Raw genomic sequence first — 20,642 nt, forward strand, 5'->3', positions numbered from 1 at the left:
ACCTACTCAGGAGGTATAGTAAGCGCTTATGGAGGAATGAGATCAGAGGGTTATTTAACTTTAGAAGAGGAAAGCTCTTTATATGCTGCGGGGACATTCAATCCAGAGTGAACCCACCCGTGAAGGGCATACCCTTGGTATTTTGGTAGTTGAACTTTCTCAACCGTCTCCTCAAGGGATAGTCCTCTTGCAATTGCCTTTTCCACTTTATTTTTAAGTGCAGTCAAGTAATCAATATGCCATTTTATTGCTGAACGGTTTGTAATTGGGCCATGACCAGGGATAACTAGTGTAGATTCATCTATTGCTCCATATACATATTTCATGGTTGCTAATGTTTCTAATAGATGGCCATCAAGCAGCCAAGGTAAGGCAGGTTTGGTAGAGACTACGGGATTACCTGTCCAAAGTATGTTCTCTCCTTTAACGGAGACGAATAGATCGCCGCCAGTTTGAGCAAAACCAAAATCATCTATGTCTACAGTTTTGCCTCCTAAATCAATAGAAATACTTCCGTTTTTGGGGACTAAGATATCGCCGGTTTTGGGTATTACATCCTCAATTCCCCTGCCTTCACCGAAGTTACTAATCATGAACGCAGTATCTTGCTCGAAGTAGTTATCTACATAATCCTTTGCACTTTCATGCTGGATAATAGATACACTGCTTGGAAAAACATAGTTTCCATATGAGTGATCACCGTGATAACTTGTATTAACTAAATACTTGATGGGTTTATCTGTTTCAGCCTTGACCAACGATATCATTTGTTCGGCAAGGCGCTCATTTATCATTGACTCTATCACCAGAACAGAGTTTTCGCCGATAACAAATCCGCCACTTGTTGCAATAGGATAGCCACTGCCAGCTTTTTCAGAGGCGTCTGAAGGTATTACAGCATATATGCCATCTGAAACCTTTTGAGATTCAAGGATGACTGTATTGCCATCCCACACGGGCTCTTGGGCAATCACATTCACAGTAAAAGCTACACCAGCCAGCAGTGTAGTAATGGATTTAAGCATTGTAGACATTTCCGGTAATTATTAAAACGCGAGAAATCCTACATCATGTTTGATTAGTAGTTACGGCAAAGATAATATGGATCGAATCTATCGATATATGGTGTACTTCCGTGAAAACCACGCTCGAACAATTAGAAGCTTTGGATGCTTTAAGGAAGGAAGGCTCAGTATCAAAAGCTGCTGATCAACTTGGCAAGAGTCAATCTACAATTAGTTATACGCTACAAGAACTTCAAGATACCTTAGGTTTAACTCTGGTTGAAAAAGATGGAAGGAAAACCAAATTAAATCATGCCGGTTTACTTTTGAGTGAGCAAGTTGAGGTGTTACTGAGACAACATTATGACATTGAGAATCTAGCTGGCCAGCTAAAACAGGGGGCGGCAGCTACGTTGAGTATTGCAGTAGATACTTCATTTCCAAAGAGTATTCTCGATGCTACTTTGAAATTGTTTCACAGCCAGCAAAAAAATGTCCGCTTGTCTATCAAGGAGCAAGCGATGTCTGGAACTAATGCGTTACTTCTTAATAATGCGGTGGATTTATGTATCGGTATGACTCCACCCCCCGGTTTCTTAAGTGATAAATTGCTAGATGTTGAATTTATCTTAGTGTGTAGCCCAGAACATAGCTTATCTAACCAAAAAAATGTTTCTTATTATGAACTGAAGAGAGAGACTCAAGTTCTAGTAGCAGACTCCGGGTCGATGGATGTTTCTTTCGGTTGGCTTTCGCCAAATGTGAAATGCTCCGTTTCCAACTTGAACGAGGCCTATCGCCTTGTAAAGGGGGGGCTAGGTTATGGCAGGTTGCCGGTGCATATGGTTGCCGAGGATGTTCAGTCAAATGAGCTATGTAAAATTGATATGATTCATGGATTTTCCTATACAGTGTCTCTTTATTTAACTGTAGGTAATAAAGCACAGAATAATTCAGTCAAGCTATTTTCAAAAATTTTGTTCGATATGGTAAAAAATTATCAAATTAAAAGTTGCTGATTTTAATTCGATCTTATAGTCGACCAGAAGTCCTTTAGCAGTTCGCATATAAATGTAAAAGCATTATCAATTATTTACCATCCTTAAATTTAGAATGATTAATAAAGAAGCTATAGATAAATGTGGATTGCTTTCGCAATGTCACTGAGGATAGCGATGATCAAAAACTTTATTATGCGGGGGAGCCTAATCAGTTATCCGGTAGAAAGTGGTAAATTATTGTGTAAATTTAGGCTGATACTCCAACCTGAATAGATAGCTGCTACTGATACGAGTAAACCTTCCTCTTGAGAATATCTAGGGAGCCTCTGAATAACTCCGTGATACCTCTGGCTTTCAGAGCGGTTCACAATCAAGGCGCGGCTTTGCAGGAATGTCTAGACCTTTCAAGAAGTCGCAACGCGGAGTGTGAATCGCTCTGCAAGCCCCGAAGGGCGGGCCTTCAAGACTCGCAGAGGCATTACGGAGTTATTCAGAGGCTCCCTAGCAGTCGAGTGCCACCAAATACCAGCCTAGAGGTCGCCAGGTATCGCATGGGTTGCCCGGGCGTGTAATGGCCGCCCGAGCAACGCGCGATTTACTCCGGTACTGCGATAATTAGGAACGACACGTGCGATTCGCTGTTTTCTTGAGTGTGCTTGCTGTTTCCCGAGTCGCCGTCACCGATCAGTGCGTGTGGATTGTGCAGTATGACCTGCGAGCCTGACGTGGAATAGGTTTCCGAACCTCCGCCGACTTGCCGGATGTCGTGGTCACTGCTGTCGTAGTGGACGCGATAGCCAGACAGGAACACTGCTGCGTCGCTTATGGGTTGGCCCATCTCGACATACACGTCATCACTCGTGTTTTGGAGGTTTGTCACGTACTTTGCGATCAGAGGGGGGCTCTTGCTCAGCTCGATGAGATTGCCATCAATTGATGCGATGGTATTGTTGCCTGAGTCATCGTGCATTTGTGCAGTCGATTGGATACCCACTTCGTAGTTGTTAGGAACCGCGGTGGTTGCATCGAGCTCAATGGTGCGAACGTGGTGTGACTTTGGGGGTTCGCTCGGGTCGTTGTCCTTGTGGTACTCGCACGCCCAGCCTCCAAGGGCAGCATAAGCTTCTGGCTCATCGAGGGGGATGTATGGGCTGGTTGATTCATCGGGGATACCGGTGATGGTTCTCGGTAAGATCACACCGTCTTTGGGGCCGTCGACCACTGCGATGCAGGACAATGTCAATTGGGAGGCTGAGGGGCTTAAACCTTTCTTCTGGCCGTACAAAGTGGCGTCAGGAGTGACGGTTAGGACGGCATTCTTGTTGTGAACCTGGGTGAGTGACAGGCCCAGCGTTTGCGTCTGGTGGTCCGTGCTTCCTTCGTACTTGAAGAACCAGTAGGTGGCGGCAACGATAAAGCTCGTCACTTCTGAGCCGTATCTGCTGAAGTCAAACCGGAACCTTCCGCCGTTTTCATCCAGCTGCTGATTGATTTGCATCATCTGAATATTCGGAGGCGCGGTTGGGGTGGAATGAAGCTTGATTGGCATATAGGCCCAATCACCACCAATCTGGAGATAAGCGGGCGAATTCGTCTTCTTGACCTGGAAGCCGGGAATCGCGATGTCGACACTCCCTTTCTTCGAACTCAGAATCGAGATGATCAATTGAAGGACCCAGCCAAGCGGTACGAACGCCCACCAGAAGGGGAGCTTCGCTTTTGTTTTCACCTGAATGTTGAGCACATCGTCGTAGGCGTTGAAGCTTATCGTCGCAGAGAGCTTTAGGGTCTGGTAGACCCACAGGGTCATGGCCCCACGCTTCACTCTGATGTCGGCACTGATAACAAGATCGCCGTCGTTGTTGAACGCCGCTTGGAGGTTATTTTCTTTGATTTTGATATGCGCACCCTCAATCACATCCTCGACGTCTGTGTTGAGGTACATTTTTTCGGGGTAGGTATCGGTCACCGTCAGCTGCGATGAGGTCAGTGGCGTTGCTTCAGCAATCGCTGCGGCAACCGAAGTCAAAATAATGTCATTGGATACGATGAGTGCCGATGTACAGTTGCTAGGGACAGCCTGTGGTAGAAGTGCGTCTATTGGCTGGCGATTCCCACGGCATATCCCAAGTCCGAACAGGTTTGAGTCGGAGCCGCCATCAAAGGCTGTGTACATCACTCCGATGTCCAGGTTCCCGGCGGGCAGGGGAGTGTGTTGAGCAACCGTGTACTTGATGGGCCAATCAAAACTTGAGATGAGTTGGTCGACTGCTCCTTTCACCGCGTCGGTAATATCGAGGCCCTTGATCGACTTTGAGAGTTGAATATCGCTGAGGTCAAGTTCCATCATCTCCCAATTGGGCTTCTTGATGGTCACGGTGACTTGCCCATAGTGGTTGATGCTGGCGCTGGCTTGCATTTTGTTGAGGTCAAGCACGAGCCGGGCGTGACCGGGGCTTTGGCCCTGCGCATCTTCGATGTTACTTGTGATGCTTGGCAGCTTTATGAATCCTTCGATGGGCAGGTCTAGTGTCGCCTTTTGGTCTTCGGGATCAATGAAGGCGGGACAATCAAATGCGAACTCGTAGCGAACCTTGGCGGGGCCCTTGCCGACACTTCCGCTGAATGACCATTGGCCGGAGTCGCCTTCGAAGAGCTCGCTAATCCAATTGTTGACCGCTCCTTGAGTCGAGGCACTGATCAAATCCCAGCCTTGCGAAAGGTCTGGATCTGGCGAGGATTCAACTTCTTGCAGACCTTGCTGCTGTTCAATTTCTTCTTCAATTAAGTCGCTTGGCTCTTCTCGGTCAAACAGGCCGCGCAGCTCCTCGACCAGCTCGGGGTTCGGGTCGCATACCCGCTGAAAGGTCGAAATTGGGTCGAGCGCAAATTGGCGTGCATTGCCTTCAGATTCACCGAGCCACTTGAGCATGCGAGCTTCATGTTGCAATAGGTTGCTCAGGACGGGGTCACGTCGCAGTGGGTCTGTTTGAGATGTTGGCGTGAATTCGAAAGAGAGAGAGGTCGAACTATCTAATTGTGTGGCTTGCTTGCCTAGCAGCCGCTGCAGGTCGTCAGGAGAGAGTGTGAGGGACGCGGTTTGCTTTTTGGGGCGGCGCTGCAGGCTGTCGGGAGAGAGTGTGAGAGTCTCTTCCATGATGATGCTCCGTAATCTTCATTAGTTTGATTTTTTTGAAAAGGCGAGTGGCCGGATAACACCACGAGCCCTCTTTGATGCGGCAATCGAACATCAGGCCTACTAGAAAATTGCCACCCGCCCTAAGTTACTCTTCAAAAGGGCACCAGCCAATAAGGCCGAAGTCATTATCAGGAAAAATGTTGATGTATTTTTTTGATAACATTTTTTGCGCCGTTATTGAGATGTTCTAAATGGAGCCTTTTGGTGAAAAGTTACGGGACTATTGCAGCAGCAGAGATTTTATCCATAGCTATCAGGTTATTGTTACTGGATGAGTATTGTGTGACAGATCAAAAACGTTCCCTTGGATATGAAAAGTGGAGGAAGGAGAGGGCTAAATAACGTGCCAAAAAGCTATTATCAGATTTTGAAGAGCCGGATAAGACTGGGCTTTTGGGTGGGGGTGAAAATGCGATGTGGCACGATATTCATGGTGGGAAACCTGCACGACTCTGGGCTAAATGATAAAAGAGAAAAGCTAACCCCTATCTGGTAGAGGCTCGTTAACATTCTGAGCTAAGGCATACCGGCTCTGTGTTAGCTGAGTTATTTTTTCATCACGTATTTCTAGCTCGCTCTGTAGCGAGGCTTTGGATAGTGGGGTACTCATAAAATCGAGGGGTTGAATGCTCACTCTCTATGTGCAGCAATAATTCTTTTATTGTTTTTGATTTAATTCCACTTTTATTCAATGTTTTTATATTTTTTACTCGCCAATATCTTCCTGCCAGATTTCAGGACGCTGCTGGATAATTTCATTCATAAGCTTAATGCAGTCAGAATCATTTAATATGGTTAGGCTTATGCCTTCAGATCTGAGTAACAGTTCATCTCCCTGAAAGGTTGTGTTTTCACCGATAACAATATTCCTAATCCCGTACAGACGTATGGCTCCGCTGCACATAGGGCAGGGCGAAAGGGTCGTATAAAGCGTGCACTTTTGATACTCGACTGCTCGTAACCTTCCAGTCTTTTCCAATGCGTCCATTTCAGCGTGCTTGATAACACTATCCTGTTGGATACGCTGATTGTGGCCTCTTCCAATAATTTCTCCATCACGAACTACTACACAGCCGGTGGGAACACCTCCTGCGGCCAAGCCCTTGCGCGCTTCCTCAATGGCTGCTTGCATAAACGCTTCGTGCTCAGATTTTCTCATGGCAGTCCTTTATTTAATTTTTTAAGGGCGCTTGAAGTATAGAGTGTAGAGCTTTATTGATACATTAATGACAGCAAAGGTGACGGCGAAGACTATTGCCAATAGGTTTGTATTTTTCGACTAGTGATGGCTCTTACTGATGTGAAAAAACCTTTATCGACGTCTACAAGTGAGCGGCCTTCTTAATTGTGGGAAGGCTTTTCTCTCGCGTATAAGTGCATCTCCTGAATATTGTAAGGAGTGCATCACATGATCGATGGATGAGGCTTTGTTCTTTTTGAATTGAGTGGCGAAGTGGGTTCTTTAAAGTATTGTTTTAAGCAGGTTAATGGGTAGAAATATGGGCATTCCTAACACAATATTGATCTGCTCCGCTTATTTAGAAGGTTCCGACAGGCATTGAGCCTGTCAGATGAAAAACGTCCAGCGCCTAGCGAGCTGCCAAAATGGAAATCAAGATTATCTATTGCTATTCACTCTTTTAGAGCCGACGTACATTGCAAATAAACGAAGGCCGATGGAAATTAAGACAAGCATACTTGGCGCTGTTTGAGCGGGTATTGCCTTTAATTGCGTGATTTCTCTTTGAAGGGTCATCGTTTGGTGTGTATTGGTCTGGTGCTTTGGAACTTTGATGACGTTTTTTTTAAGTAATTTATCGAATGACTCGATTTCTCCCGCAAGCATATCTAGGAGTTCCAATTCGGTCTTGCCTTCCCATGGTAGCTGTGTCCTATATGCGTCAACTGCTTTACCAAGCTTTTTCCACTCTTCTGCGAGGAAGGCTTCAAGTGATGAAAGGGTTCTCAGCTTCGAGTTCATGGATTGATTGACTCGGTAGGCGTTTTGTCCATGAGCGCCGCTCGCCATCATTCCAGCAAAGTGCTGTACGTTATGTTTGGCGGTATTCAGGTTCCGGCTGATTAAGTTGAGTTGATCCAGGGTGCGAACCAGAGTCTGATCAAATCTCGGATCTTTATCCTTAATCGCTGTCAGAGCGGTGTTAACCAGTCGACTCACCTGTATCTTGGTTGCATGTTCGTTGATGGACATATCCCTTTATCCTCGTAAATCCATTGAAGAATGTGTTCCACCTCTCTGATTTGAGATGAATGTGCCACATTCAGGTTTTTGCTTGATGAAAACGCGAATTCTAAATTAAATCTGCCGAGTGTCGCGGTCTAATAGAGTACGGGCCATTGCACGGAAGCCGGGGGCGGTCATGGTTTCATTGTCATAGCCCAGTGACCAGGGCTAGAGCCTGTTCAGCAAGAGGGTTAATGTGTGGCTGGCCCATTTTCATTTTTCGCTGGGCAGTTTTATGTGCTTGCCCCCGCAATTAACCCCACCAAAAATGGCTGGATTTGGGTTAGATTAATTGGGATGGCCCAGATAAACAAAAGCCCCGGAAACACTAGGTTTGCGGGGCTTTCGTGGGCTGTCTGAGACAGCAATTTGGTGGAGATGGCGGGAGTCGAACCCGCGTCCGTCAGCACTCTGCCAGAGGCTCTACATGCTTAGCTCCGTCTATTGATTTAACCCATTACAGCCCGGCGGTCAGGACGTATAGGGCGATCCCGTAAGTTGTTTAACCGCTTACCCACGAGTATGGCTTGCGGCGATCCAGTTCTGTATAACAGTCTACAGCGCGATACTGGAACCTTGCTGAAGACTGCTAAGGGACGAACCCTTAGTTAGCGCTTCACAAGCTGCTTACGCAGCGAGTTGGGCACCGTAGTTGTCGTCGTTGGCAACTAATAAAATACAGCTTTGGATTTACGAGATTCGCTGCCATCTCGGCATGCACCCAAGGTTTCGTAACCGGCGTCGAATCCAAGTCATCCCCGATAAGAAACACTCATGTGTGTCACCTAAGTATACCTCAAAATTTACGTTAGCAATAAATTTTATGTAAATGGCATTTGAGCGATCAGAGTCGCTTTAGTCAGGCGCTTTGAGGGAGGGCTTAGGTGGGAAGGGGGTTCCCGGCGGTGAGGTACCGCCGGGAGGGAGATCAGCTTAGCGAATGGACTGCACGAAAGCGGTCAGGATTAGCAGTGGGCAGACGATGCGCACGTACCAGGGCCAGATCTTCCAGAACAGGGTGTGTTCGATATCTTCATGACCTTTTTTGAGCTCACTCAGTAGCTGGTCGCGGCGCCAGATCCAGCCGGCAAAGATACAAAGTGCAATACCGAGCAGGGGCTGGCCGTATTCAGTACTGATACTGACTGCCAGTCCGAAGAGGGCGTCGAAGTTGTAGATGATGCCACAGCTCACGCCGAAGATGATCAGGCCAACGATCGGGGTGGCGATGCGGCGGGGGATATTCAGGTTCTCGATAGAGAATGCCACCGGCACTTCCAGCATGGAAATGGAGGAGGTGAGGGAGGCGATAACCATCAGCGCGAAAAAGGCGATGGCGACGAATATCCCGGCTTCACCCATGGTGTCGAAGAGTGCTGGCAGCACTTGCAGGATCAGGCTCGGGCCGGCGATCAGGGAACCGTCGGCAGAGAAGATCTGGGTACCGGCCTCCTGAGCTACGTACATGGCGGGCAGGATCAGCAAGCCGGCTGTGAAGGCGATGCCCACATCAATCAGGGTTACCAGGGCGCCGAGGCGCGGCAGACTTTCCTGCTGGCTCAGGTAGGAGCCGTAAATCAGCATGGTGCCTACACCCAGGGATAGGGAGAAAAAGGCCTGGCCCATGGCGGAGATCAGCAGATCCGGGGTGAAGTGGTCGAAGTTGGGCATCAGGTACACTTCCAGGCCGGTCAGGGCGCCGGGCTGGGTGAGTACGTAGCAGATCAACAGCAATAACAGGATGATCAGCGATGGCATCAACAGGGTGGACCAGCGCTCGATCCCCTTCTCAACACCACTGGCGATAATCAGCATGGTGAGGCCACTGAAAATGGCGGTCATGATCATATTGCGATCGGTGCTGTTACCGGCCAACCACTGGGCCGCTTCCTGGGCGCCGAACAGGCTGGCGAAAGGTTGGGCCAGGTGGGCCACCATCCAGCCCGCCACAATGGCGTAGAAGCTCAGGATCAGGGAGGCCACCAGGATACCGCCAAAGCCGGTCAGGCCCCCGAAAAAGCGGCTGATGGGCCCATTGGAAATGGAGCGTAACGCCTGCACCATATTGCGGCGCGCGTGGCGGCCGATGGTGAGTTCGGCCATCAGGGCCGGATAGGCGAGCGCAAAGGCTAGAAATAAGTAGGCGACTACAAAGGCGGCGCCGCCGTTGCTGGCAGCCTTGGTTGGAAAGCCCCAAATATTGCCGAGACCAACGGCGGAACCCGCCGCGGCCATCAAAAAGCCAATATTCGAGCTGAACTGTCCTCGCGGTGCACTCATGGTAAATCCCGTAATTATTCTTCTAATAGTTCACTGTGCACTATTTGTGCGCCGAGCGCATTAGGCGCTGCTTTTCGCGGTTCCAATCGCGCTTCTTCTCAGTCTCGCGTTTGTCATGGCTCGCCTTACCTTTGGCAAGGCAGACTTCGCACTTCACCAGATGCCCTTTCCAGTACATGGCTGTGGCAACCACGGTGTGGCCCTTCTGCTCAACAGCGGCGATTAGCTTGGAAAGTTCGCGCTTGGTGAGCAGCAGGCGACGGGTGCGGTCGGGCTCGGTAACAAAGTGAGTGGAGGCGCTGGGCAGCGGCTGGATGTTGGCACCCAGCAGCCAGGCTTCACCGTTTTTGAAAATGACATAGCTGTCGGTCAGTTGGGCTTTGCCCTCCCGACAGCTTTTGACTTCCCAGCCTTTCATCTCAACGCCCGCCTCAAACTTTTCTTCAATGAAATAGTCGTGGCGGGCCTTCTTGTTGAGGGCGATGGTATTGGATGTTTGTGCTTTCTTTTTCTTGGCCATGAAAACTACGAGTGACTATATAAAACTGTGTCCAAAAAACTTCAGGGCCACGGTATTGATAAAGATAAGCAGCAGTATCAATGGGATAAAAGTGCCCAGGGAGAAGTTAACGTATTTTTGCGAAAACGAGCCTGCAAAGTTGCTGTCACCTTCTTGCAGCTCTTTATCAAAATTGGATTTCTTCCATTTGTAGATCACGAACAGACATACCAGCAGACCGTTTAAAGGCAGGATGGTGTCGTAGAAGATGATCTCCACCAAATCGAAGAACGACTTGTTTGCGCCGGCCAGTTGTACAAACTCTGTAAACCAAGTGGCCATACCGAATGATACGGCGCAAGCGATGGCCAGTACAAATTGAACTGCCGCAACGATGTAGATGGCCTTCTTACGCTCCATGTTGCGCTCGTCGCGCAGGGTGGCGATAGGCACCTCGATAATGGAAACCAGTGAGGTAATGGCGGCAACCAGTACCAGGAAGAAGAAGATGGCCGCTACGGCGCTGGCGCCCATGTAGCCGATTCCGTCTTGCAAAGCGAGGAAAATCTTCGGCAGGAACAGGAAGATCATACCGGCGGACGAGTCGCTCAGCTCTGTCGGATCAATCTGCGGGTTAAAGTGGAAAATACTCGGCAAAATCAGCAGGCCAGCAGTAAAGGCTACCAAAGTGTCAGTAATCGCTACGGCGCGGGAAGAGCCGGGAATGGAGTCCTTCTTCTTCATATAGGAGCCGTAGGTAATCATGATGCCCATTCCCAGAGACAGGGAGAAGAAGGCCTGGGCCATGGCTTTACTGATTACGTTGCCATCAATTTTGCTGAAGTCGGGTACCAGGTAGTACTGCAAACCGAGGGCGGCGTTATCCAGAGTCAGTACAAAGAACACCAGTCCCAATAACATGACAAACAGCATGGGCATCAGGGTTTTTGCGGCACGCTCGATACCGTCTTTAACGCCCATAGCGAGAATGGCATTGATGATCAGCATCAGGACAACCAGGTAAATAAATACCGTGGGTGTATTGATAAAGTGGATAAAGAAATCCGGGGTGGCGAGCTTATCCAGGTTGCCGGAGAAGATCTCTACCAGGTATCCCATTACCCATACGGTGACCACCAGATAAAAAACCGCGATCATAAATGGCGTGATCAGGGCCAGCCAACCGGGAATACTCCACAGCGTGGAGCCTTTGGATATCTGCCGATAGGCCCCGACGGGGTCTTTATCTGAACGGCGTCCCATAGCGAGTTCGGCCATCATCACCGGCAGACAGATCAGAAATACGAAGAGAGCGTAGACCAGTAAGAAGGCGCCGCCCCCGCTCTTGGTGGCTGCTACAGGGAATGCGACCAGGTTGCCAATACCGACTGCGGAACCTGCTGCGGCCAGGATAAAGCCCAGCCTTGACCCAAAATGCTCTCTCACTGCGGTCATAAGTACTCTCGCTATTATTTTTTGAATGCTTGTAGTTTTTGTTACTGCGGCTGGGGCTAAGTGTGGCCCACCGGTAAAAAATGCGATTGTTGCAGGAATTGTCTTGCTTGAGTAGCGCCGACTGGCAAAATTAGCCGTTCAACGGTAATCCCAGGTAATTTTGCCTGATGGACTGGGTTAGACAGTAGGAATGACTGAAATAGAACGCAGTGCGCTGGTGATGTACAGCGCGGAACAAATGTTTGATCTGGTCAACGATGTGGCCAGTTACCCGCAATTTTTACCCGGCTGTCGCGCTGCGGAGATTATCCACAGCGATGACACCACTTTAGAGGCGCGCCTGGATTTGTCGCGCGCGGGTATAAAGCAGAGCTTTGTGACTCGAAATCAGTTAGTGCGTCCCAAGTCGATGACGCTCAAGCTGGTGGATGGTCCTTTCGAGCAGTTCGAGGGACTGTGGGAATTTACTCCGCTGGCTGAAAATGCCTGTAAGGTGAGTTTTACCCTTACATTTTCGATGAAAAATCGATTGATCGCGGCGGCTGCGGGAAAAATTTTCAGTGACCTGGCCAACCAGATGGTCGCGGTTATGTGTGAGCGCGCGGAAGAAGTTTACGGGAAACCCCAATGACAGAAGAGAAAACAATCTCGGTGGAGGTGGTGTACGCACTGCCCCACGAGCAGCGATTGATGCGTTTGTTGGTGTCTGAGGGCACTACTGCGCGGGAGGCGCTAATTCGCTCGGGAATTCCCAAGGAGTATCCCGAAGTTGATCCGGATACGGCAAAGATGGGTATTTTTGCCCAGGTGCTGGGGAGTAAGGGGCTGCCGCCGGCGGAAAGTTATGTCCTGCAACCCGGGGATCGGGTTGAGGTGTATCGCCCCTTGATCGCCGATCCCAAAGAGGCGCGCAAGCAGCGCGCCGAGAAAGCCAAGCGTATGGCTGAGAAGAAGAAAGGCGCCGAGGGGACTTCCGCTTAGGGCCAGCCTGTGGGCTGCCAGTCGCCGCTGGTGGCTACCAGGGAGTCTTCATCAAAGTAAACGCTAAAGGTCTTTTGGGTGATGTTGCCTTTCTTGTCGCGAAGGCGATTGACGTAATCCCAGCGGTTGGGGTTGTACGTATCTTCCAGCAGCGGAGTGCCCAGAACAAACTGTACCTGGCGTCGCGTCATCCCTGGCTTTAGCTGATCCACCATCTCCTGGGTAATGATATTGCCCTGCTGCACCTCAATACGGTGTACACCGGGGAATTTTACGAGTGTGCAAGCTCCCAGCAAGCTGCACAGGAAGGCGATAGTGAGAAATCTCAGACTAGGCGGCATTCATTGCTCCATTATTCGGTTTCAAACGGCAGCGCTCACGCTGATTTCTTACAAACAGTCAGTTTAGTCTCAAGTGGAGAAAAAAAGTTCCTCCACTTACCAGTTCTGCCCTAAGTGAGCAGTACGGGGTTTCTCTGACTCCGTAGGGCATGGGATAATACCTGAAGAGTTGGCTCGCTGACAGACGGGACTCCAGGGTCGGAATCCTTTATAAATGGCCGCTGTGGGTTTGGGCAACTTCGGATAACTTTTAAAATCCTGCCGGGAAATATTGATACATGTCGAACGAAAACCAGGAATTGCGCAAGGCTGGCCTCAAGGTCACTCTGCCGCGGGTGAAGATTCTGCAATTGCTCGAAAGCACTAGTGAGCAGCATTTGAGTGCTGAGGATGTCTATAAGCTGTTGCTGGAGGCGGGAGAGGATGTCGGCCTAGCTACTGTGTACCGGGTATTGACCCAATTTGAGAGCGCGGGCCTGGTAGTGCGCCACAACTTCGATGGCGGCCACTCGGTATTCGAGCTGGACCGTGGCGATCACCACGACCATATGGTGTGCACCGATACCGGTAAGGTTATCGAGTTCCACAATGAAGAGATTGAGGAGCTACAGCGCCAGATCGCTGAAGAGCACGGCTATGAGCTGACTGGCCACAGCCTGGTTCTGTATGTGACAGAAAAAGAGAAGTGATTCTTCCGGGTGCGGTATTCACCGCACCCTTCAAATGCTTACGCTGAGTGTTACGACTGGCAGGGTGGGGTGTAAAGCTCTGGGAACTTGCCAATTTTATCCGCGTAAAATTCCTTGAGCTTCAACAGCTCGGCTTCCAGGTTTTCACTGAATTGCGCTATCGGGCCGATACCCACTTCTTTTTTGGGGAAGCTGATATAGCCGAGTACTACCGGAACCCTGGCGTTGCGGGCGATATGGTAAAAGCCGGTCTTCCAGCGTTCCGCCAAACCGCGAGTGCCCTCGGGGGGAATAGCGATAACCAGTTCTTTGCGCAGTTTGAACTGCCTGGCGGTGGCATCCACCAGGTTGTTGGCTTTGCTGCGGTCTACGGCGATACCGCCGAACCAGCGCATGGGGCCACCCAGGGGGAAGGTAAACAGCTTGTCTTTGCCCATCCACTGCGGGGTCATCTTCAGTTTGAGTGCGGCGAGAATAAAGTAATAGCCATCCCAGTTAGTGGTATGGGGGGCGCCGATCAATACGTACTGCTTTAGTTTGAGAGACTGCTCGTCAGCTTTGACACGCCAGCCGTGCAACTTCAGTAGCACCCGTGCAACCAAGCGGAGGATTGGGGTGACAATTGGGGTGTTGAAAATCGTTCTCTGCATAACCTCGGCCGGGACTACTCATACATCGAAAAATAAGCCGCCAAGTATATGGTGACTTTACCTGCCGCTCCCAGTCATATTTGTGCGTTTGTCCTAAATCGGCACATATATCCGATGAAAGGGGTGGTTTACCGGATTGTGTGGCGGTCATTTATTGATCTACGGTATAAGATTGCTTACCAAAATGCACCATTTTTGCCCTTTGGTGGCATTGGCTCGGGAATCGTATCGAAGGAGGTGGGGCTGACTCCATAGCCAGCCCGAGAGAGGGGTTTGGGGGATTAAATTCTCTCCAGCATTTCCTCGGCATGAGCCAGGGATTGGGCGGTGGGGGCGCCGCCGAGCATACGCGCCACTTCTTCGCGGCGCTCGCCGTTGGTGAGTTCGCGCAGTGCCACAAAAACACTTTCGCCATCGCTGTGCTTCTCCACCAGGTATTGGCGGTGGGCTCGCGCCGCTACCTGGGCCAAGTGGGTCACACAGATCACCTGGCCGCTGCGGCCATTGCGGGTTTCTCCCAGTTGGCGCAGCAGGCGGCCCACCACATCACCGGTGGCACCGCCGATACCCACATCCACCTCGTCGAATACCAGGGTGGGGGTGCGGGAGGTTTGCGCAGTTACCACCTGGATTGCCAGACTGACCCGGGAGAGTTCACCGCCGGAGGCAATCTTGCCCAGGGGGCGAGGCGGTTGGCCCGGGTTGGTGGAAATTAAAATTTCTGCTTCTTCAAGTCCCTGGCTATTGGGCGTATCCAGCTCTTGTAGTGATAGCTCTACTCGAGCGTGAGGCATGGCCAGGTCGGCCAGCTGGCCGTTCACGGCCTCCGCCAGCGAAGCTGCCGCTTTACTGCGCAGTTTGCTGAGTTTGCCGGCAACTTTTCTGTACTGCTTCTCCAGTTGTTCACAATCTGCGGCAAGGCGCTCCAGGGCATCTGGGCTGCCGATATCGTCCAGCTCTGCCTGTAACTGTTGCTGCAGAGCCGGCAGTTCCCGCGGTTGGACTCGGTGTTTGCGCGCCGCCTGGTAGATGGCGCTGAGCCTGTCTTCAACTTCGGAGAGCCGTTCCGGGTCCATCTCGAAGCGATCGATATGTCGGGAGAGGGTGGCTGCGGCCTCATCCACCTGGATGCGCGCACTGTCGAGCATCTGTGCCACTTCCACTAAGGCTGGAGCCTGCCCGGGCATGGAGGACAGCAGTTGCAGGGCGCGGTGCAGCTGTTCGGCGATATCGCCCTCACCGCCGGACAAGAAAGCGGCCAACTGGTAGCTGCCACTGAGGATTTCCCCCGCATTGGCCAGCTGTTGCTGTTCGCTCTCGAGGGACTCTATTTCCCCTTCGCTCAAGCCCAGCTGATCCAGTTCCTTAAGCTGGTATTCCAGCAAGTGGCGGCGGGCTTCGGCTTCCTCGGCGCTGTCGGCCAGGGTGCGATAACGGCGATAGTGATCCCGCCAGGTTTTGAAGCGGCTGCGAGTCTCTGCGGCGAGTTCCTGGGCCTGGGCGTATTCATCCAGCAGGCGCAGGTGCGTTTCTTTCTTCAGCAGGGATTGGTGTTCGTGCTGGCTGTGGATATCGATTAGCTGCTCGCCCAGGGCGCGTAGCTGCAGAAGGGTGACCGGTTGGCCGTTGATATAGGCGCGGGAGCGGCCGTCGGCGCCGATAGTGCGGCGCAGAATGACTTCCTGCCCGGCGTCCAGTTCCTGGGACTCGAGCCAGCTGGCGGCGCTGGGGTGCTCGGCGATATCAAATGTGGCGCTGATATCGGCGCGATTGGCGCCGGTGCGCACAAGCTCAGCGCTGCCGCGACCGCCCAGCGCCAGGCCGAGGGCATCTAAGGTGATTGACTTACCCGCGCCGGTCTCGCCGGTCAGGGTGCTGGTACCGGGACCAAACTCCAACTCCAGTTGGTCCACCAGGGTGAATTGGCTGATAGACAGATGCAGCAGCATAGAGATCGCTTGTGTCCTTGCTAATCGGCGGGCGCCCGGCCCAATTAGTGGTTATTTATACAGTATTCGTTCCCGGTTAGCTATAGGGGCGGGGCCACATTACTCTGAGGATGTGCGCTAGCGCGAAAAACCACTTGAACTGTGCGGGGATGTCCCCATATAGGCTCCAGTGCCCGAGAGACGGGCTCAACTCACATTACTGACAGAGTCGACGCGACGGAGAAAGCAGTGGCCAGAGAGCGCAGCGAAGAAGATCAGATTAAAGAGGGGGCGGAGCACGCACCAGCTACAGAAGAGGGCGTTTCAGCAGAGATTGAAGACCCTTCCTCTATAGAAAGCGAACTTGCCGAGGAAGCCCTGCGGGAAGAGGCCGAAGGTGCCGATGCCCTGCACGAGGAAATTATCAAGTTGCAGGAGCAGCTGGCAGCGCACAAGGATATGGCCCTGCGCGCCCAGGCGGAAGAGCAGAACGCCCGTCGCCGCGCGCAACAGGATATCGAGCGAGCGCGCAAATTTGCGGTAGAGAAGTTGCTACAGGACTTGCTGCCTGTAGTGGACAACCTCGAGCGTGCACTGGCGACGATCGATACGGCCGACGAAGCCAACAAGGCCTTGGTAGAAGGTATCGAGCTGACCCACAAATCTTTCGTTGAAACCCTGACGAAAAATGCTGTGGAAGTTGTCGATCCGGCCGGTGAGCCCTTCGACCCAGAGCTGCACCAGGCTATGACCCAGGTGCCCAACGGCGAGGTGGAGCCGAACACGGTTCTGGATGTGTTTCAAAAAGGTTATCGCCTCAATGGCCGCCTGGTTCGCCCGGCCATGGTGGTGGTCAGCAAAGCGCCGTAACGGCAGAAGTGTAAAGCGGCCTTGAAATTTAGCGGCCGGCACCAATATAGCTGACATCAAGAATTATTCGCGCGGTGTAAATAGAACAGAGCTGGCAGCGCGCATCAAAAGAGGATTTTACAGATGGGAAAAATTATCGGCATCGACCTGGGTACCACTAACAGCTGTGTAGCGGTACTGGATGGTGACAAAGCGCGTGTAATCGAAAACGCCGAAGGCGATCGCACTACACCTTCTATTGTTGCCTTCACTGACGACAACGAAATTCTGGTAGGTCAGTCTGCCAAGCGTCAGGCGGTGACCAATCCCCAAAATACTCTGTTTGCGGTTAAGCGTTTGATCGGCCGTAAATTCAAAGACGACGTTGTCCAGAAAGATATCAAGATGGTTCCTTACACCATCACTGAAGCTGACAACGGCGACGCTTGGGTAGAAGTGAAAGGCGATAAAAAAGCTCCGCCGCAGATCTCTGCCGAAGTCCTGAAGAAAATGAAAAAGACTGCGGAAGACTTCCTCGGTGAGAAAGTTGAAGCGGCAGTAATTACCGTACCGGCTTACTTCAATGACTCCCAGCGTCAGGCCACCAAAGACGCCGGCCGCATTGCTGGCCTGGACGTTAAGCGTATTATCAACGAGCCGACTGCCGCTGCGCTGGCATACGGCCTGGACAAGCAGGGCGGTGACCGCACTGTAGCGGTATACGACCTGGGTGGTGGTACCTTCGATATCTCCATCATCGAAATTGCCGACGTAGACGGCGAGAAGCAGTTCGAAGTACTGTCCACCAACGGTGACACTTTCCTCGGTGGTGAAGACTTCGACCTGCGACTGATCGAATACCTCGCAGACGAGTTCAAGAAAGACCAGGGCATCGACCTGAAAGGTGACCCCCTGGCAATGCAGCGCCTGAAAGAAGCTGCGGAAAAAGCCAAGATCGAGCTGTCCTCCAGCCAGCAGACCGAAGTCAACCTGCCGTACATCACTGCAGACGCCACTGGTCCCAAGCACTTGGTGGTTAAACTGACCCGCGCCAAGCTGGAAAGCCTGGTAGAAGAGCTGGTTACCCGCTCCCTGGAGCCGGTAAAAATCGCTCTGCAAGACGCCGACCTGTCCGCTTCCGGTGTAGACGAAGTGATCCTGGTAGGCGGTCAGACCCGTATGCCAATGGTTCAGCAGAAAGTAACCGAGTTCTTCGGCAAAGAGCCGCGCAAAGACGTTAACCCCGACGAAGCCGTTGCCATGGGTGCTGCTATCCAGGGTGCCGTACTGTCCGGTGACGTTAAAGACGTACTGCTGCTGGACGTAACCCCGCTGACCCTGGGTATCGAAACCATGGGTGGCGTTGCGACTCCGCTGATCGACAAGAACACCACTATCCCCACCAAGAAGTCCCAGGTTTTCTCCACTGCGGATGACAACCAGACTGCGGTAACCATTCACGTGGTTCAGGGTGAGCGCAAGCAGGCTGCACAGAACAAATCCCTGGGTCGTTTCGACCTGGCCGATATCCCACCGGCACCGCGCGGCATGCCACAGATCGAAGTAACCTTCGACATCGATGCCAACGGTATCCTGCACGTACACGCGAAGGACAAGGCCACTGGTAAAGAGCAGTCCATTGTGATCCAGGCTTCCTCCGGCCTGTCCGAGGACGAGATCGATAAGATGGTTCAGGACGCTGAAGCTAATGCTGAAGCGGACAAGCAGTTCGAAGAGCTGGTGCAGACTCGTAACACGCTCGACGGCCTGATTTCTGCGACCAAGAAAACTCTGGAAGAAGCTGGCGACAAAGCTACCGCTGAAGAGAAAGCAGCTATTGAAGCGGCTGTTACCGAAGCGGAAGAAGCCGTTAAAGGCAACGACAAAGCTGCGATGGAAGCTGCAACTACCAAGCTGACTGAAGCTTCCGGTCCGGTTGCTCAGAAGATGTACGCCGAGCAGGCTCAAGCCGCTGGTGCTGAAGGTGCCGCTGGCGCTGGTGCCCAGGGCGAGCAGCAGTCCTCCGCTGGCGACGACGCGGTAGACGCAGAGTTCGAAGAAGTTAAGGACGACAAAAAAGAAGGTAAGTAAGCGTTCGCTTGCAATTCCGGTGGCAGCTTTTAAAGTGGCCGCCGGAGAACTTCAGGGGCGCGGCGCCTTACTTTCAGAGGCCCGCGCCCTGTGTTGTTTCAGGTATCTGCCAATATTTGCCGAGTTTTCGCAGTTTTGGTGGTGCTCCGTTCGCGGGGCTTAGTTAGAAACCGAGAAGTAGAAAGAGAGTTTGGCCGTTCTTGATGCCGGACCAGAGAACATAGTTTTATGTCGAAACGCGATTATTACGAAGTCCTCGGCGTCGAGCGCGGCGCTTCGGATGCAGAGCTGAAAAAAGCCTACCGCCGGGTGGCAATGAAGTTTCACCCGGACCGTAACCCCGATGACAAGGAATCTGAGAACAAATTCAAGGAGGCCAATGAGGCCTACGAGGTTTTGTCGGATTCCGAGAAGCGCGCAGCTTATGACCAGTTTGGCCACGCCGGTGTGGAAGGCCAGATGGGCGGTGGCGGCGCTGGTGGATTCGGTGGCTTCTCCGATATTTTTGGCGATGTGTTCGGCGATATCTTCGGTGGTGGCGGCGGTGGCCGTCGCGGCGGCCCCGCTCGCGGTTCCGATCTGCGCTATGACCTGGAATTGGACCTGGAAGACGCGGTGCGCGGCACCACGGTCAAGATTCGCGTTCCGACTCTGGCAGCCTGTGGTACCTGTAGCGGTTCCGGGGCCAAGCCCGGTTCCTCTCCGCAAACCTGTGGCACCTGTGGTGGTGCTGGCCAGGTGCGTATGCAGCAGGGTTTCTTCTCTGTTCAGCAAACCTGCCCCAACTGTCGCGGTCGCGGTACCACTATCTCCGATCCCTGTGGCAGCTGTCACGGTCGCGGTCGTGTAGAGGAAACCAAAACCCTGTCCGTTAAGGTACCGCCGGGTGTGGATACCGGCGATCGCATTCGCCTGTCCGGTGAAGGTGAAGCCGGGCCCGATGGCGGCCCCGCTGGAGATCTCTATGTACAGGTGGTGGTGAAAGAGCACGATCTGTTCCAGCGTGATGGCAAGAACCTCTACTGCGAAGTGCCGATCAGCTTTGTTTCCGCTGCCCTCGGTGGCGAGCTGGAAGTGCCGACTCTCGACGGTAAAGTGAAGCTGAAGATTCCGGCAGAGAGCCAGACCGGCAAACTGTTCCGCCTGCGCGGCAAGGGTGTTTCCCCGGTTCGCGGTGGTGCAACCGGCGACCTGCTGTGTCGCGTTGTGGTAGAAACCCCAGTGAACTTGTCCGGCAAGCAAAAAGATTTGCTGCAAGAGTTCTCTAATACCCTCAGCGAAAAGAAAAATTCACCGCGTCAGACCGGTTGGTTTGAAGGAGTGAAAAACTTCTTTGGTGATATGAAACTTTAATCGCTGTTAGCACCGGCAAAACCTTAAATTGTTTGCGGGTTGCCTATTCAAAAAGGCTCGAGAGCATTAACTTTCGA

General features: G+C 51.9%; 17 protein-coding genes and 1 other RNA gene. 7 read left to right on the top strand and 11 right to left on the bottom strand.

Features of this window, described 5'->3' with window-relative positions; genetic code table 11:
* Positions 1-50: 50 nt before the first annotated feature.
* Positions 51-1,025: an MBL fold metallo-hydrolase gene (locus tag ACJJIL_RS02655; protein ID WP_444958623.1), complete on the bottom strand. Its 975-nt coding sequence runs from the start codon at positions 1,023-1,025 to the stop codon at positions 51-53.
* 110 nt (positions 1,026-1,135) lie between these two features.
* On the opposite strand from ACJJIL_RS02655, the gene ACJJIL_RS02660 reads away from it, so the two are divergent.
* On the top strand, positions 1,136-2,023 hold the full coding sequence (locus tag ACJJIL_RS02660) for a LysR family transcriptional regulator (protein ID WP_444958622.1): 888 nt from the start codon (positions 1,136-1,138) through the stop codon (positions 2,021-2,023).
* 577 nt (positions 2,024-2,600) lie between these two features.
* On the opposite strand, the gene ACJJIL_RS02665 is transcribed toward ACJJIL_RS02660, so the two are convergent.
* The 7 genes from ACJJIL_RS02665 to ACJJIL_RS02695 form a co-directional block, all read right to left on the bottom strand.
* Positions 2,601-5,162: a hypothetical protein gene (locus tag ACJJIL_RS02665; RefSeq protein ID WP_445361153.1), complete on the bottom strand. Its 2,562-nt coding sequence runs from the start codon at positions 5,160-5,162 to the stop codon at positions 2,601-2,603.
* Between the two features lie 748 nt (positions 5,163-5,910).
* Positions 5,911-6,363, bottom strand: coding sequence for a nucleoside deaminase (locus tag ACJJIL_RS02670; protein WP_445361154.1), 453 nt, complete (start codon positions 6,361-6,363; stop codon positions 5,911-5,913).
* Positions 6,364-6,822: 459 nt separating this feature from the next.
* The gene (locus ACJJIL_RS02675) at positions 6,823-7,416 is read right to left on the bottom strand and encodes a hypothetical protein (protein ID WP_444915563.1); all 594 of its coding nucleotides are present in this window, start codon (positions 7,414-7,416) and stop codon (positions 6,823-6,825) included.
* A gap of 403 nt (positions 7,417-7,819) precedes the next feature.
* Positions 7,820-8,209: a transfer-messenger RNA gene (gene ssrA / locus ACJJIL_RS02680) on the bottom strand.
* Between the two features lie 173 nt (positions 8,210-8,382).
* Positions 8,383-9,729 (bottom strand): sodium-dependent transporter, encoded by a 1,347-nt coding sequence (locus ACJJIL_RS02685; RefSeq protein ID WP_444915564.1) that lies wholly within the window; start codon positions 9,727-9,729, stop codon positions 8,383-8,385.
* A gap of 40 nt (positions 9,730-9,769) precedes the next feature.
* Entirely contained in the window at positions 9,770-10,249 is a 480-nt protein-coding gene (gene smpB / locus ACJJIL_RS02690; protein WP_282931304.1) for an SsrA-binding protein SmpB, read from the bottom strand.
* Between the two features lie 15 nt (positions 10,250-10,264).
* Positions 10,265-11,683 (bottom strand): sodium-dependent transporter, encoded by a 1,419-nt coding sequence (locus ACJJIL_RS02695; RefSeq protein WP_413663281.1) that lies wholly within the window; start codon positions 11,681-11,683, stop codon positions 10,265-10,267.
* A gap of 190 nt (positions 11,684-11,873) precedes the next feature.
* On the opposite strand from ACJJIL_RS02695, the gene ACJJIL_RS02700 reads away from it, so the two are divergent.
* Together ACJJIL_RS02700 and ACJJIL_RS02705 are read left to right on the top strand one after the other, a co-directional pair.
* Positions 11,874-12,314, top strand: a complete 441-nt coding sequence (locus tag ACJJIL_RS02700) for a type II toxin-antitoxin system RatA family toxin (protein WP_444907312.1) — start codon at positions 11,874-11,876, stop codon at positions 12,312-12,314.
* Positions 12,311-12,664 carry an RnfH family protein gene (locus tag ACJJIL_RS02705; protein WP_413663279.1) on the top strand — a complete coding sequence of 118 codons (354 nt, stop codon included), beginning with the start codon at positions 12,311-12,313 and terminating at the stop codon, positions 12,662-12,664. The genes ACJJIL_RS02700 and ACJJIL_RS02705 overlap by 4 nt, the downstream gene beginning before the upstream one ends.
* On the opposite strand, the gene ACJJIL_RS02710 is transcribed toward ACJJIL_RS02705, so the two are convergent.
* On the bottom strand, positions 12,661-13,005 hold the full coding sequence (locus tag ACJJIL_RS02710; protein WP_413663278.1) for an outer membrane protein assembly factor BamE: 345 nt from the start codon (positions 13,003-13,005) through the stop codon (positions 12,661-12,663). The two genes, ACJJIL_RS02705 and ACJJIL_RS02710, sit on opposite strands and share 4 nt — an antisense overlap.
* Positions 13,006-13,283: 278 nt before the next feature.
* Here ACJJIL_RS02710 and fur point away from each other — a divergent pair, with 278 nt between their 5' ends.
* Positions 13,284-13,694 (top strand): ferric iron uptake transcriptional regulator, encoded by a 411-nt coding sequence (gene fur / locus ACJJIL_RS02715; RefSeq protein WP_282931309.1) that lies wholly within the window; start codon positions 13,284-13,286, stop codon positions 13,692-13,694.
* 50 nt (positions 13,695-13,744) lie between these two features.
* On the opposite strand, the gene ACJJIL_RS02720 is transcribed toward fur, so the two are convergent.
* Together ACJJIL_RS02720 and recN are read right to left on the bottom strand one after the other, a co-directional pair.
* Positions 13,745-14,344 (bottom strand): 1-acyl-sn-glycerol-3-phosphate acyltransferase, encoded by a 600-nt coding sequence (locus ACJJIL_RS02720; RefSeq protein WP_413663277.1) that lies wholly within the window; start codon positions 14,342-14,344, stop codon positions 13,745-13,747.
* Positions 14,345-14,625: 281 nt separating this feature from the next.
* Entirely contained in the window at positions 14,626-16,293 is a 1,668-nt protein-coding gene (gene recN, locus ACJJIL_RS02725; RefSeq protein WP_445361155.1) for a DNA repair protein RecN, read from the bottom strand.
* Positions 16,294-16,521: 228 nt separating this feature from the next.
* Between recN and grpE the strand changes: the two genes are divergently transcribed.
* From grpE to dnaJ, 3 genes are all read left to right on the top strand, one after another.
* On the top strand, positions 16,522-17,142 hold the full coding sequence (grpE, locus tag ACJJIL_RS02730; protein WP_413663275.1) for a nucleotide exchange factor GrpE: 621 nt from the start codon (positions 16,522-16,524) through the stop codon (positions 17,140-17,142).
* A 123-nt stretch (positions 17,143-17,265) separates the two neighbouring features.
* Complete coding sequence (gene dnaK / locus ACJJIL_RS02735) at positions 17,266-19,212, top strand: molecular chaperone DnaK (RefSeq protein ID WP_282931313.1); 1,947 nt, start codon at positions 17,266-17,268, stop codon at positions 19,210-19,212.
* 228 nt (positions 19,213-19,440) lie between these two features.
* Positions 19,441-20,565, top strand: coding sequence for a molecular chaperone DnaJ (gene dnaJ / locus ACJJIL_RS02740; protein WP_282931314.1), 1,125 nt, complete (start codon positions 19,441-19,443; stop codon positions 20,563-20,565).
* The last annotated feature ends 77 nt before the right edge of the window (positions 20,566-20,642 follow it).

The organism is Microbulbifer maximicatervae (SeqCode), assembly GCF_052468095.1.